Source organism: Bacillus sp. EE-W1, from assembly GCF_009760835.1.
Taxonomy (GTDB): Bacteria; Bacillota; Bacilli; order Bacillales; family Bacillaceae_G; genus Bacillus_A; species Bacillus_A wiedmannii.
The window spans coordinates 481,386-496,677 of sequence record NZ_WIPE01000056.1 but is presented as its reverse complement, the minus strand read 5'-3'; the positions used below and the strand labels follow the sequence as shown (position 1 = coordinate 496,677).

At 35.5% G+C, this 15,292-nt stretch carries 9 protein-coding genes and 2 other annotated features; of the genes, 1 reads left to right on the top strand and 8 read right to left on the bottom strand.

What is annotated here, in order from left to right:
- The first annotated feature begins 52 nt into the window (after window positions 1-52).
- A complete protein-coding gene (locus GFJ36_RS10135) occupies window positions 53-535 on the top strand; it encodes a hypothetical protein (protein WP_087982595.1) in 483 nt (160 codons plus the stop codon).
- A 103-nt stretch (window positions 536-638) separates the two neighbouring features.
- Here GFJ36_RS10135 and GFJ36_RS10130 read toward each other — a convergent pair whose 3' ends face one another.
- From GFJ36_RS10130 to GFJ36_RS10095, 8 genes are all read right to left on the bottom strand, one after another.
- On the bottom strand, window positions 639-2,150 hold the full coding sequence (locus GFJ36_RS10130) for a M36 family metallopeptidase (RefSeq protein ID WP_097889494.1): 1,512 nt from the start codon (window positions 2,148-2,150) through the stop codon (window positions 639-641).
- A 332-nt stretch (window positions 2,151-2,482) separates the two neighbouring features.
- Window positions 2,483-5,584, bottom strand: a complete 3,102-nt coding sequence (ileS, locus tag GFJ36_RS10125; protein ID WP_098082494.1) for an isoleucine--tRNA ligase — start codon at window positions 5,582-5,584, stop codon at window positions 2,483-2,485.
- Window positions 5,585-5,638: 54 nt separating this feature from the next.
- Window positions 5,639-5,877: a binding site (T-box leader), on the bottom strand.
- 99 nt (window positions 5,878-5,976) lie between these two features.
- Complete coding sequence (locus GFJ36_RS10120) at window positions 5,977-10,179, bottom strand: bacteriocin-processing peptidase family protein (RefSeq protein WP_098230734.1); 4,203 nt, start codon at window positions 10,177-10,179, stop codon at window positions 5,977-5,979.
- Between the two features lie 338 nt (window positions 10,180-10,517).
- Entirely contained in the window at window positions 10,518-11,438 is a 921-nt protein-coding gene (locus tag GFJ36_RS10115; RefSeq protein WP_176546139.1) for a class I SAM-dependent methyltransferase, read from the bottom strand.
- 133 nt (window positions 11,439-11,571) lie between these two features.
- Window positions 11,572-13,260, bottom strand: a complete 1,689-nt coding sequence (gene argS, locus GFJ36_RS10110; RefSeq protein WP_098230733.1) for an arginine--tRNA ligase — start codon at window positions 13,258-13,260, stop codon at window positions 11,572-11,574.
- A gap of 46 nt (window positions 13,261-13,306) precedes the next feature.
- Window positions 13,307-13,521, bottom strand: a binding site (T-box leader).
- Window positions 13,522-13,561: 40 nt separating this feature from the next.
- A complete protein-coding gene (locus GFJ36_RS10105; protein WP_087982606.1) occupies window positions 13,562-14,338 on the bottom strand; it encodes a class I SAM-dependent methyltransferase in 777 nt (258 codons plus the stop codon).
- Window positions 14,339-14,387: 49 nt separating this feature from the next.
- Window positions 14,388-14,822 carry a BrxA/BrxB family bacilliredoxin gene (locus GFJ36_RS10100; RefSeq protein WP_000063705.1) on the bottom strand — a complete coding sequence of 145 codons (435 nt, stop codon included), beginning with the start codon at window positions 14,820-14,822 and terminating at the stop codon, window positions 14,388-14,390.
- A gap of 83 nt (window positions 14,823-14,905) precedes the next feature.
- Entirely contained in the window at window positions 14,906-15,289 is a 384-nt protein-coding gene (locus tag GFJ36_RS10095) for a thiol-disulfide oxidoreductase DCC family protein (protein ID WP_087982608.1), read from the bottom strand.
- Window positions 15,290-15,292 lie beyond the last annotated feature (3 nt).

Here is a 15,292-nt window from a genome sequence, read left to right as displayed (position 1 = left end):
GTCTTACTGCCCGGCAAATAGCGGGATAAAAATTTTATAGCGAGGTGTTTATATGAAAAAAGCGATTAGTTTCTTTCTTCTTTTGTTATGCCTAATTGCAGTGAATGAAACATACGCCTATTCACCAAAATCTTTACCAATCTCCCAAAACTCTGATCAATGGAAAGTGAATATTGATGAACCGAAGAACATAGGTAACAATATGCTTCAAGCTAAAGAAGATGAATTTAAAACATATCAATTTTCAGTAAAAAATGTTGGTAACAGTGAAGTATATAACGTACAAGTCGAAGTATTCCGCAACGAGCCAAAAACGAAAACGAAATATGAACTTTTCTCACGAAAGGAAAGTCGCTTAGCAAGTGGAAAAACTGGATTTGAACATGCTAATTTTCCAGTTGCTACAAAAGCAGATGAAGTTGATGTAATCATTACTTGGCAAGAACACCCTTTCCGCTCCATGAGAAACGGTCAAAAAGTTGAGTCTAGAAAATTTAAAGAGCATTTTGTTTTTAAAGACGAAAAAAACAACTAGAATGCGGATGAATTTACATTAGCATTCATATAGCTTACTTTACTAGTACCAGTTCTTAAGCAAATTAAAAAGTCGTGGCTTATAAACGCCACGACTTTTTATATTAATTCGTACTAATTCCTCTTGCTGCCCAAATACGATCGATATCAGCAGCATGTTGTCCGCCATATAAAAGAGCATCCGCTTGCTTAATCGCTTTTGCTCCATCACTGAATTTAGAGTTTGGTGTTAATGACCAGTGTGATTGTAAAATAATTTTCGTTGCTACATCACGTCCAAAAGCTTGTGCCATCTCATATTGACCTTGTGCCCAAATTTCCCCATCATCATGTACCTCATTTGTAACATCTTTCGGATACACTTTATTCGTATCTAATCGGCGCAAGCACGTCGGATCTGAACTAGAATAAGCAGTCGCATCCCATTCTCCAACACATGCTTTTCCGTAGCCTGTTGTCGATACTGCATCTTCATACGTAGCACCTAAGAAGTCACCAAATCCTTCTCCCATCGCTCCGCCTTCTGCAGAACTACCAAAGCCAGGCACTTGGTTATCTTGAATCGAATGCCCGTATTCATGTGCGATAATACCAGCATCTTCTGCATCATCTACTCCGCCAGTACCAAAAGTTAAAGCTTTCGTTGTCGGAGAATAAAATGAGTTATCCGCCGTCGTTCCATTCACATTCACTTTAATAGAGCGATTATTAATATTTTTAAATCCTAACCCTTGAATGTAACGCTGTAATGTATCGATATGATAATACGACATAACATCTTCAAAGCTATCATTTGCACGTGTATAGTTAAATTGTAAATTTGTAGATTTTGTTTTTGCTTTTGAAGAAATCGTTACATACTCTCCAATTAAAAATCCTGTCCCATCTAAACCTTTTAACGTAACAGTCTTCAATTGATCCGTTAACGCTGTTGAATCCGCATCGTTATTATCTTTTAAGCCTACTTTACTACCGCTAGATACGACTGGGTTAGGTAAAAATACTTTTCCTGTCCCTTCAGCTTTTCGGTTTATATCAACCTTTTTAATTAACTTCCCATTTTCCGCATCAATAAATGTTTCCCATGCACCAAATGGATTATTAGAATGGACTACCACTTTATATACTGGACGAGCAATTCCCTCTTCCACAATATATCCGAATTCTTTCTCTGTAGGAGCCCATAAGTTTTGCTCACTTGCTTCTCCAACATACGCCATTGATTTTTGTATTGCATCTTTTTCACTAATTTTTGTCGTTACTTCCTTCACACCTTTGACGGATTGATAATCAGAAACAGCAAGTATGCCCTTTCCCTCTCCGTTAAGAGTAACTGTAATTTGTTTTGAAAATACAGGTGCACCATTAACAACTTGCTGGAACCTAACATATGAAGCTACTGACGTTTCTGTTGTAGAAATATATTGCAAGTCTGAAAGGTCTGTTTTTAATCCATACTGCGCAGCATTTTCTTTTAAATATTCAGTTGCTTTTTTCTGCGGCGAATAAGCTTCTAGCTTTACTTGCTGCTGTTTTTCCAATGCCGAAACCGTAGAAATCGTCCCCATTACTAACGGCACAGTCATTGCCATTGCCACCATTTTTTTATTAAACATAGAACCACTCCCCCTAATAAAGTAGCTCAACCTTATCCCATTACCACTAGGCAATCATTCCCCACAAAATGGGGGGATAAAAATTGAATCTACGAGTAATTCTCTATAAACAATTCTATTACCTTTCCATTTAGGTTGAGTGAAATTTTCTCAATATTTATGTATAAAATGAGAAAAATACTGTAGAAATATATTTCTACAGTATTTTATTTAGTGTGCTATGAAGAAAGACATTTACTAGGGGACCTATCGAACGGATTATGAGGAAGTTAGCCGGATAAATTTCCATCATACAAAAAGGAAGTTGGAATGATTCCAACTTCCTTTTTTCTTTAATGAGCCGCGCTTAATTTAATTCGAACTTTCGCTTCACCTAAAGATAGTTCATCGTCTTCATTCGTTAAGTGATCAAATGTAAATTGCTTAACGAGTAAATTTTCTTCCAATAAATCTTTATGGTTCGTTAATGTTCGTTGTAGCTCTTCCTCTGTATCAAGAATAACATCTACTCGTAAATTAACCGGTAAATTTAACTGCTTACGATATTCTTGAACCGCTCGAATAAATTCACGCGCCACTCCTTCTTGTAACAACTCTTCTGTTACATTCGTATCTAACATAACTGTATATTGTCCGTTAGTCGTATTAGAGAACCCTGATTTCGCAACTTTCTCTACTACTACATCTTCAGCCGTTACAACTACTTCTTCTCCTGGTGCAGTTTCGTAAACTGCTCTTTCTGTAGATACAAAGTGTTGTACTTCTTCTTTTGATAATTGTTTTAACCATCCATTTATTGCATTCACATTTTTACCAAACTTCGGCCCAGCTGTTTTAAAGTTCAACTTTAATTGATAGGACGTGTATTTCGTTTCATCGAGTTCAACATGAAACGCTTTGACATTTAGCTCATCCATGACGATATCACGATAAGATTCCCAATCCATATCATTTTCATTATGCGCTAGTAATACAAGTTCCGCTAACGGCTGTTTTACTTTTAAAGAATGTTGATTACGGTTACTTCTTCCTAGTTCAACAACTTGTAAAACAGCATCCATTTCCGCTTCTAGTTTCGGCTGAAGTAGTGATTCATTTACAACTGGATAATCCTCTAAATGAACGCTACTTCCAGTTAAATTTAAATGAATATCTTCAGCGACAAACGGTGTAAATGGTGCAATTAATTTACTAATTGTCACAAGCACTTCATGAAGTGTCTCATACGCAGCTGCTTTTTCAGCATTCATACCAGATTCCCAGAAACGATTACGTGATCGTCTTACATACCAGTTACTTACTTCATCTACAAGCGCCGCGATTTCACGAGCTGCATTCGTAAATTGATAATCATCAAGTGCTGTTCTCACTTTTTTCGTTGTGCTATGCAATCTTGATAATACCCATTCATCCAATTTCGTCCGCTTTGCGTCATACGTTTCTTTCGGATTATACTCATCTAAATTTGCATATAAAACGTAGAAGCTATACACATTGACTAATGTATCTACAAATTTAGACTTTGCTTCCAGTACTGTTCTTTCCGAGAAACGTTTCGCATTCCACGGAGCACTGTCAACGAGTAGCGCCCATCTTAATGCATCTGCACCAAACTGATTTACTAAATCAACTGGATCTAGTGCATTCCCTTTACTTTTAGACATTTTCTGTCCTTCTTCGTCTAATACATGCCCTAGTGATAACACTCGTTTATAAGGCACTTTTCCTGTATATAGTGCTGATACTGCTAATAAACTATAAAACCATCCACGTGTTTGATCAATGCCTTCTGCAATAACATCCGCTGGAAACTGTTCTTCAAATAACTCTTTATTTTCAAATGGATAATGATATTGCGCAAATGGCATGGAACCACTATCAAACCAAACATCAATTACTTCTGGTGTACGATTCATTGTACTTCCGCATTTTTCACAGCAAACTTGCACTTCATCTACATATGGCTTATGCAATTCCAAATCTTCCGGTGTTTCTTTTGTACTATGCTTTCTTAAATCAGCAATGCTTTTCGGTGCGAATTGATGATCGCAACTTTCACATTCCCATACGTTTAATGGTGTTCCCCAATATCTATTTCGGCTAATATTCCAGTCCACCATATTTTCTAAAAACTTACCAAAGCGTCCATGTTTCATATGATCTGGATACCAAGTAACAGAATCGTTATTTTGCAAAAATGTATCTTTAATTGCAGTTGTTCGGATTAACCAACTCTCTCCTGCATAATAAAGAAGTGGTGAATCACAACGCCAGCAATGTGGGTAGCTATGTTCATACTTTTCTTTATGATATAGTAAGCCTTCCTTCGCTAAATGACGAACAATATCCACGTCACAATCTTTTACAAATTTCCCTTTCAAAAATGGTACTGCTTCTGTATACTCACCTTTCTCATCTACAACATGCAAGAATGACAATCCTTCACTTTGAACGACTCTATAATCGTCCTCCCCATATGCTGGAGCGATATGAACGAGTCCTGTACCACTATCTGCCGTGACAAAATCTGCTGCGATAACGTGATAGCCATTTGTAACTTCTTTCATTGGAAATGGCGGCATATAAGATGTGTTTACTAATTCTTCACCTTTATGAACAGATAATACTTCATAGTCTTCTTTTAATACATCTTGTACACGTTCTTTCGCAACAATGTATACATGACCTTCTTGTTTCGCTTTCACGTATTCCATATTTGGATGTACAGCGAGCGCAACATTTGCTGGAAGTGTCCAAGGTGTTGTTGTCCACCCTAGGAAATATTCATTTTCACTATCTTTCACTTGAAACTTAACTGTTGCACTTAAGTCTTTTACTGTTTTATACCCTTGTGCAACCTCATGTGAACTTAGTGAAGTTTGACAACTTGGGCAGTATGGTGAGACTCTATGCCCTTTGTACAATAATCCTTTTTCATGAATCGTCCCTAAAATATGCCAGACACTTTCGATATATGGATTCTCTAGCGTAACGTATGGATCATCCATATCTACCCAATAACCGATGCTTTCAGTGAATTCACGCCACTGCTTCTCATATGTGAATACACTCTCTTTACACTTCTGAATAAATGGCTCAATTCCATACTCTTCAATTTCATGTTTACCAGAAATACCGAGTTGCTTCTCAACACCTAATTCTACAGGTAAACCGTGTGTATCCCATCCCGCTTTTCGTAGCACTTTATAACCAGCCATCGTTTTATATCTCGCTACTACATCTTTAATTGTCCGTCCAAGTGCATGTCCGACGTGTGGTAAACCGTTCGCCGTTGGTGGTCCTTCATAAAATACGAAAGACTGTGCGCCTTCTCGATTCTGAATTGATTGCTCGAAAATACTTTGCTCGTTCCACTGCTTACGAATACGTGTTTCTCTCCCTACAGCTGACTCTTTTACATCTACTTTCTTCATCTACAATCACTCCTTTTGAATATTTTAAAGCACACAAAAAACCCGTCCCCATGAAGTAGGGACGGGTTTAACCGCGTTACCACCCTAATTCTATTAGCTCTTCGCTAATAGCACTTAGCAACGTACTATCATACGTGTTCTTTGTAACGGTAGACATCCGTCCGGGCTTACTTATTTCAGCCTCGGCTCCTCGGAGATGATTTTCAAATAACGTCTGCACACCGGCTTTCAGCTATACACCGGCTCTCTGGGGAACAATTCATTATTTTACTCGTTCTCGTCTTCAGATTTGTATACTTTATTAAAAGCTATTTTATGCCATTGGGCAATAAATTGTCAACTAATTCTAAATATATATTTAATTATACCCTTTTTTCACAATTCCTATACAATTATTTCTTAAATTCTTGTATTCCAGCTAAATCTTCATCTTCTTCAATAAGCTCAGCAAAGAATCCTGATTCATCCTCACGAAGAACAATTTCAAGCTCTTGCTTCGCCTCTTCAATTCTATTTAACTGTGCTAAATAACAAGCGCGATCGTATCTTGCTAACAAATCACTCGCATCTATTGTTAATACATCATTTGTTATTTTTTCTGCCTTTAGTGTTTGTCCGGCACCATGATACGAAGATGCTAAAGAAAGAAGAATTGCTGCTTCATTTGGATGATGTATAGAAGCATTTTCTAATACATGAATTGCCTCTTCAAACCTTTCTTGACTTTGATACATTTCTCCTAAAGCAAGAAACGCTCTACTTACAAACGGTGTTTGCTCCGTTAATTGTAAGGTAATCTTTTCTGCTTTTCTTTCTTCTCCTATTTTAAAGAATACTTGTGCTTGTAAAAGAAGCGTATCATAATCATCTGGTAACTCTCGAACCATTTGCTTCGTTAATTCTGAAGCATCCCGTAACATATCTTCTTCCTCACACGCCATGAAAAGATTTACAAGTTGCTTCGCTATATCGTAATCCCATTTATTTTCTAACGATGTTTGCAATACATCTATCGCCTCTTTATACATCGCCACATTCTCGTAAAATAGTGAAAATCGCTGCGCTGCCATACTATTTTTTTGATTTAACTTTAACGAAATTTCATACAAATCAATGATTGTAGTAATAATCGAAATTTCTTTCGCACGGTTTTTCATACGATAAAAAGCTCTCGTAATTATGGATTTTTTCGGCTGTTCATTTTGTTGACGTTCAATCCATCTTTCCGTCACCGCAGATGCAGCATACATAAATGCCATACTTCTTTCTGCCTTCTTCACCTTTAATGTATGAAGAAACTCTCGTATGTTAGACAATTTCTTATGTTGTTCTATCGCTTTTACATACACATCAAATATTCGTTCATTATTTGCATCTTTTTGTATAACTTTCATTGCAATTTCAATTGCTTTTGCATTTCTTTTTTTCACTAACACTTTGGCATAATGATATAGAACTTCTATATGCTCACTATCTAATTGAAGTGCCTCTTCAATCTGTGCTTGTTCTTTATCTATTTCATCCATCGCTCCATACACATATGCAATCGCATCTAATCGCCATATTTCAGGTGCTTCGTCCGCTAATTGTTCTAGTTCTGTCAGTAACTCTTCCTGAAGACTCATTTCTACTGAAAGCTGTGCCAAATATTCCATATTAATATGCATCGGCTCTTCTTTCATAGCCTGAACCATATGACTTTGTTCTTTAGAACGATTTTCTTCTTTTTCATATATTTCTGCAAGCTGTAAATGCACACCTACGAAATTCTCATCAAGCTCTAAACATGTTTCATACGCTTGTTTTGCTTCCGTCAATTGCCCTAATGCCATAAGTATTTCACCAATTCGGTAATACGGTAATGCCGTTTCCTTTTGTTCTATCGCCTTATTATACCTTTTCATCGCTTGGCCGTACTGCCCAATAGATTCATATAAAATACCTGTATAACAACCGTATTCGCTTATTTCTTTTCTTTCTTTGTGTAACGTTCTTAAGAATGCTATACCTCTTTGTACAAATACCGTTCCTTTAATTCGATTCACATATTCATCTAACGCACTTGCCACATTATATTCACTCTGCTTTATACCACTCTCTAACTTAGACAAAGCTACTTTAAACCCTTCTTCATTTCCACCAAGTTCAACCTCAGCATCCCATAGAACCATTCCCGCATTCATAAGAAAATCTTGGCTCTTTTCAATTTGTTTTTCAATACCGAGAATATATTGTTTCGCTTCCTTGTATTGTTCTTTCGCCATATAAACTTGCGTAAGTCCAAAGTGAGAATAAACATCATCATGATTTTCTTCTAAAGCACGATTATACAATGTTTCTGCTTCTTCCAGACTATCATTTTGAAAATGATAGTCACCGAGTTTTACGTATAGAGGTGCCTTATCGTCACAATTCTCAATACCTTTTAATAAAATTTCTTTCGTACTTTCCTCATCCTTCAAATCAGACTCGTATATTTCCGAAAGTTTCGTATAGATGTAAGGTGCATTACTATCCAAATAAATCGCTACTTTAAGCCCTTTTATCGCTAAATGTAATTTCCCTAAATGATGCGCACATCTCGCGCGCTCATACCATACATGTGCCTCATTTTTATTCTCTCTTAATAGGTCATTAAAAATTTCATACGCTTCTTCATATCTTTCTAAATCTATTAATATTAATCCGTGATTCGTTAAAGTGAATCTTTCTGGACTACGTTCTAAAGCAACTTGAGAAAACTGCAACGCCTTTTCAGATTGATCGATATACATGTATGATAGAGCGAGAAAACTCCAAGCAATCGGCTGATCTGCGTCTAATTGTAATGATGAACGAAAACTTGAAATCGCTTCTATATAACTTTCCTGTTCAAAAGCATATCTTCCGTTTATTAAATGATATAAAGCACGATTATTTTTCTTCTCAACACTTGTCAGCATTTGCCCGGCTTTTTCTAATTCTTGAAGGCGAATAAAGCACTGCGCACCATGCAATTTAACAAAATCTGAGTTCGGAAACTTCTCCATTAACTTTTCAATACAACATATAATAAACTCATTATCTACTTCAACATCTAAATGCTTAACTGTATATAACCACGTATTCGGATTATCACTCGTCTCTTTTAAAAATTGTACTAAGTTATGAATCCCCTCTTTATCATGTTCATCTAAATGATCCGTAAGAGAAAAAATAGATTTAAAATAATGATTTTCTTCTTCATTTAAAAATGCTAACTGCTCCTTCTTTTCTTTCGGAACAAACGTAATCGCTAAACAACCTGTGTAACGATATTTTTCTTGTAACTTACTATATTCCACAATAACTGGTTCTATAAAGTTCGGATCTTGAACATAAAAAGCTTGTAACGTATCATCATATCCAGATAGCACTTGTACATGTGAAGCATGCTCAATATCTATACTTAATAAAACAGGAATCCCTTCATCCAGCAGCCTCTTATAATTTTCCTCATTCCCTTTAAAATAACGATATTCATAACCTAATTCTTCTAAATAAGAAACAGTATCTGAAAACTTTGACCCTGTCATATCAAAAATAAACTCTGCTATTTCATCTTGTGTACGTTTTTCTCCCCATAACTGCAACATCATTTCTAAACTTGTCGGAACACAATAATTATCCTTTTGTACAATAGGAACTATCGGTAAATGCACCTTTTTTCCATCTGGATTTTTTTCTAAATTATGATATAAAGACTCTTTTAAACTTTTTTCTTCTTTTAATAACTGTTGTAAATCTACAAGTTTATTCATTTTGTAAAGCGCTTCTGCATGTAAATGTACAAAGTAAGCTTTATACGCATGATAAGGAAGCTGATTATTTATGTTATCTATTACCGCTAACATTTCTTCATACTTCCTTAAATCTAATAAATATTTTACCTTTTCAAAATGAAAATATGGTACTTGCGGGAACTTTACAATCGCATCATCAATTAGCTGTAATGCACGTTTTTGTTCTCCTTGATTCGCATATAATTGTGATAATAAATAGGTAGATAGCTCTTCACAATCTTTATGCTGCATGCCGGCTATAAATTGTTCTTCTGCTTTCTCCCATTCACCTGTATGCATATAGACGTAGCCCCATTTATCAAATACGGCACGTGAACTGTACTCCTCTGCCTTTTGCATATAGATTAGGGCTTCTTCATTTCGTTTCATTTCCAACAAACATCGTACTAATGTAAAATATGTTTTCGCTAAAAGATCAGCTTCTATTTCTTCTTTACTTACCTCTTCTAATGAGTCTTTTAACAACTGTTCTACTTCAAGTATTTTCCGCTCATCAATTAACTCATCACAATATAAAGAGAGCGTTCTCATATTTAGGAATTTTTTGTAGGCGTAGCGAATGAGGAATGAACTGTATTGGTGCATAAGCCCTTCATCAGTAAGACGTATTAATATGTCAAACTCCTTATGTGAAGGAACACTAGCAAGCCAACTCTTCAAATAAGATAAAGTATTCTTTTCTTTTATATATGAAATTTCATTATTTATTTCCTGTAATCCATCTATAAATCTCTTGTCTTTCAAACAAGCATCTAACTGCTTAAAATCTAGCATGTATTCACCTCGAATATTTATTTGTACTGCTACTTGCTTAGATTTTACACATCATATTGTAGGTATTCAACTAAAATCTCTTATAATGGATGGTATTAATTAATATTATTCAAATTTATAACAAAATATAGTAAAAATGATTATTTTTCTCCATATTTTGTTTAATTAAATGGAATAACGTAACATGAGGATTTTATCTTTTGGAAGCTGAAATCCGTACATGAAATTATATCGGCGATAATTTAAATATATCGACGATTTTCAAAATATATCAGCGATTATACGGTGGATATCGACTTACCGACAAAAAATGACAATCCTCAATAAATCGCTATCTTTCAACATACTATTTCACCAAATGTAATTTTCATATTCGGAGCATATACTAAAGAAGAATGTAGATGAAATGCCTTAAAAAATCGGAGTTCAGCTTCATATTGAGCTAGCGCATCATCATATGTTAATCCTCTAGCCATTAAACGTTCTATAAAATGCTGTTTATCACCCGGATCCCCTGCAATCCCCTCTTCTTTTAATGAATGATACAACCTTTGTTTATCATTATAGTGCATATTAGAATCTAAAAAGTTCACTTTATCACTTACTCTACATTCAATATTTTTTACGCCTAGTTCACTTAAACACATCGGTATTTTCATACCAATATTTCCATCTTTTCCGCTTCTCTGCATGTCATTTTCAAATAACTTCTGCAAAGCACCTAGCCTAATAATTTCCGATTGATTCTCTCCATCTAAAGAGTATGAAGACATATTTGATATCCAATGTGGTTCAAAACAGATTATTTTTCCGCCCTTTTTAATTGAATGTATCATTTTTTTTAGCATCATTTTTGGCGAACTCATATGTAATAAGAAAGCATGACAAATTGCTATATCGTATGTATCTTTCAATTCAATTTCTGTAGCATCTCCCTCAAGAAATTCTGTCTCATACGGAAGTAAACGAAACAACTCTCTCGCTTCAGATAATAATGTTTCTCCACTATCAATGCCTGTATACTTTGATCCTTCTGGAAGTAAAGGCATTAATACTAAGCCTAAATAACCATATCCACAACCATAATCAACAATATGTACTGGCTTAGTAATCTTCCAAACCATATTTACTAAAAAGCTTACATAATCGTCGTTGTAATATAAATCTCTTGTGTTTTTTAAATATGCTAGTTTACTGTTCCAATCGTATGTTTCCAAGTTTAACGCCTCCTTTTTATATATGACATTACAATTCTCCATTTAATAAGGACATTCCTACACTTGAAACAATTCTAGAAAAATTTAGATTTAATAAAATAAAACTTCTGCTTTCACATTTTCTATAAAAATAAATAGGCATACATATCTACTATGATACGTATACCTATTTGTTTCACATCTCCTCAGGTGCCTCCACCCCAAGTAAACGTAATCCCTCTTTTAATACAACCGTCACAGCATACACTAATGCGAGTCTGCTGTCTTTCTCTTCGCTCTCTTCTAATATACGAACATTACCGTAATATTTATTAAACGATTGTGCTACATCCAATACATATTTTGAAATGATTGATGGCTCATTTTTGTTGAAAGTTGCTTCAATTATTTGAGGGAATTTATTCAGTAATTTTACAACGCTCCAGCTATGATCATCTTTTAATGCAAACGTACACGTTTCAAATTCTACACTTTCTTTTCTTAAAATAGAGCACGCACGTGCATGTGTGTACTGTACGTACGGTCCTGTTTCACCTTCAAATTTCAGCATGTTTTCTAATGAGAATTCGATATTATGCATACGCTCGTTTTTTAAATCGTGAAAGATAACTGCGCCAACACCGACTTGCTTCGCTACTTCTTCTTTCCGTTTTATGTTTGGATTTTTCTCTTCAATATTTTGTTTTGCAAGGTCAATTGCTTCTTCAAGTACTTCTTCAAGTAAAATAACTCTTCCTTTACGTGTCGACATTTTCTTACCATCTTTTAAAATGAACCCAAACGGTACATGTTCCATGCCGTCAACCCAATTGTAACCAAGCTTTTTTAATACAGTGAAAAATTGATTAAAATGTAAACTTTGTTCTGGGCCAACTACATATAACGCTTTATCAAATGCATATGTGTTTTGACGGTATAACGCTGCTGTTAAGTCACGTGTTGCGTAAATCGTTGCACCATCGGATTTTCTAATTAAGCAAGGCGGCATTCCCTCTTCTTCTAAATTAACGACTAACGCACCTTCTGACTCTTCAAGCAAATCATGTTCTTCTAAAATCCCAATAAAATCTTCCATTAAGTTATTATAAAAGGCTTCTCCTTGAAAATTAGTAAACTCAACACCGAGAAGTTCATAAATACGAGAAAATTCTTTTAAGGATTCATGACGGAACCAATTCCAAAGCTCAACAGCTTCTTCATCACCTTCTTCTAATTTCTTAAACCAAGCGCGTCCATCTTCTTCTAATTCTTCATCGTCTTTTACCTCTTCATGAAATTGAACATATAACTTAAATAGTTCACGTATTGGATCCTCTTTAACTACTGCTTCATTTCCCCATTTTTTATAAGCGGTAATTAACTTTCCAAACTGTGTGCCCCAGTCTCCAATATAATTAATTCCTACAACTTCATAACCACATTTTTCAGCAATATGTTTCAGTGAATTTCCAATCATTGTAGAACGTAAATGCCCCATTGAAAAAGGTTTCGCGATATTAGGAGAGGAATAATCGATAACTACCGTTTTTTCACAACCAAAGTGATTTTGACCGTACTCTTCTTTCTCTGCTAAAACCGTTTTTAATACATCATCACTTACCGTCTCACGATTAAAAAAGACATTTACATAAGGACCAACAGCCTCTACTTTCGTAAAAAATGGATCACTTAATTTTCCTGCAACTTCCTTTGCGATAATAGCTGGTGATTTTTTATATTGCTTCGCAAGTGAAAAACATGGAAATGCCGCATCTCCAAATTCATCTTGTTTCGGCGTTTCGATTAAATCTAAAATTTGATTTTGCGTTAATTCATTCGTAAAAATATCGGATAAACTTTCCGCAAACTGCGTTTTATAATCCATACTATATAACCTCCTTATTTTTTTAAACACAAAAAACTCGTCTCTAAAAAGAGACGAGTTTAAACCCGTGGTACCACCCTTGTTGTTCATTACGAACCACTTTCCCGTTTATAACGAGGACAGGGGGCCTCGGCTTACTCTACTATTCGTTCAAGAAGCATCTCCGAAGTGCGCTTCATCTTTTCCTTCCGCACTAGGCTCACACCATCCCTAGCTCGCTTTCCTTCTAAAAAAGACTACTCTCTTCATCACCGACAGTATATTTAATTAATTATTGCTTATTATACATCTTTTCAAACAATTAGCAAGGGTCAATTACACCAAAGTGAAACTTAGCACTTCTTCTTTTGTATACATGAAAATTATGTTTTTCAAATCTAGAACTACGGAAATGATCTTTCAGAACGACACGCTTTCTCGCCACACGCTTCGCTTCTGCAATTGTTTCGTTAGTAATATCATGATACAAAGCGAAGTGTTTTAATCCTTTTATTCCATCTGATTCTATAACAGTTTCTTCAAACATCGGATCAAGGTACACAACATCATAACTATTGTCTTCACATTGTGTTAAAAATGCGTAATGCTCCGTTTGCTTCACATCGATTCGTTGCATTGCCTCATCAATTTCAGAAACAGTTGAAGACCATGTTTTTAAACCATTTTCCATAATATAAGCCATATACTCATTGCCTTCAAGTCCCGTTACTTTTCCGCTTTCACCAACAATATAACTAGCTACAATACTATCTGATGCCATACCGAGCGTACAATCTAATACTGTCATTCCGCTCTCTAATTGCGCGGCTTGTACAAACGGATCGTGTTCTCCGCGCATTAACCTTTTCACACGAAACATCGCTGAGTTTGGATGAAAGAAAAATGACTCTTCCGTTCCTCTCGGATAAATAGCTAATCGGTTTTTCCCTACAACAAGTACATCTTGTTCATACTGCTCATGCAGTTTATGTACTGGTACGTCATTACGTTTAACGAAAGAACGATTTAATTCTGCTGCTACCTTGTTTGCATAATCTGTCATTTCTTTGTTTGTTCTTCCTGCTGTTGTTACGATCATTGTTTCACCTCTATATAAAGAAAAGAGGGAGATTTACTCTCCCCCTTCTTTAGCAATTCTTTTCGAAAGCTTGTTCTAAGTTCGTAATAATTTCGTCCATAGTTGCACCTTCAATTTCATGACGGTGAATGAAGTGAACAACTTCTTTTCCTTTTAATAATGCCATAGATGGTGAAGATGGAGGAATTTCTCCGAAGTATTCACGCATTTTTGCAGTAGCATCTTTATCTTGACCTGCGAATACAGTTACAAGATGATCTGGTTGTTTTTCAGCACGAACAACTGCTTGACCTGCTGATGGACGTGCTAAACCAGCTGCACAACCACAAACTGAGTTTACAACTACTAAAGTTGTACCTGCCGTGTTTTCCATAAATTCTGTTACAGCTTCTTCTGTAGTTAACTCTTCAAACCCAGAACGCACTAATTCTTGACGCATTGGGATTACCATTTGGCGCATGTATTCTTCATAAGCATTTGACATCGTGTAATCTCTCCTTCAACTTTCATTCCAAATTCATCATATCACGCTCTATTACTAGGTGCAAAAGAAAGATAACGATGATTTCATTTTTTTGTAGGGATTTCACAAACCCCACCGCGGCAATGTCCAGCTGGGACAAGTTTTCTATTGTTAGCGATATAATCGTATACTTTACTTCCAAATCCGAGTACGATAGATAGTTTTATAAAAGGAACGGCAAACCAATAAGATGGAACGGCCTTTGCTAATACATGTATGCTATGAATTCCGGCATACCACTTATTATTTTTTAAAATATACAATCTTTGTTCCATCTTACTTTGTAGTTTTTGAGAAAGTTCATACTTCTCAACTACATCTTCATCTCGAAATGAAACAAATTGCATCTTACCCTTTTTATCTAGTTTTTTCGTACGTTCTGCAACCGCCGTACACATCGGACACCAACTATCATAGAAAACAATCATACA

What these genes read in the sequence shown, in the direction of transcription:
- GFJ36_RS10135 (WP_087982595.1), top strand. Translation starts at nt 53, where the DNA reads ATGAAAAAAGCGATTAGTTTCTTTCTTCTTTTGTTATGCCTAATTGCA.
- GFJ36_RS10130 (WP_097889494.1), bottom strand. Translation starts at nt 2,150, where the DNA reads ATGTTTAATAAAAAAATGGTGGCAATGGCAATGACTGTGCCGTTAGTA.
- ileS (WP_098082494.1), bottom strand. Translation starts at nt 5,584, where the DNA reads ATGAAGAAAGTAGATGTAAAAGAGTCAGCTGTAGGGAGAGAAACACGT.
- GFJ36_RS10120 (WP_098230734.1), bottom strand. Translation starts at nt 10,179, where the DNA reads ATGCTAGATTTTAAGCAGTTAGATGCTTGTTTGAAAGACAAGAGATTT.
- GFJ36_RS10115 (WP_176546139.1), bottom strand. Translation starts at nt 11,438, where the DNA reads ATGGAGAATTGTAATGTCATATATAAAAAGGAGGCGTTAAACTTGGAA.
- argS (WP_098230733.1), bottom strand. Translation starts at nt 13,260, where the DNA reads ATGGATTATAAAACGCAGTTTGCGGAAAGTTTATCCGATATTTTTACG.
- GFJ36_RS10105 (WP_087982606.1), bottom strand. Translation starts at nt 14,338, where the DNA reads ATGATCGTAACAACAGCAGGAAGAACAAACAAAGAAATGACAGATTAT.
- GFJ36_RS10100 (WP_000063705.1), bottom strand. Translation starts at nt 14,822, where the DNA reads ATGTCAAATGCTTATGAAGAATACATGCGCCAAATGGTAATCCCAATG.
- GFJ36_RS10095 (WP_087982608.1), bottom strand. Translation starts at nt 15,289, where the DNA reads ATGATTGTTTTCTATGATAGTTGGTGTCCGATGTGTACGGCGGTTGCA.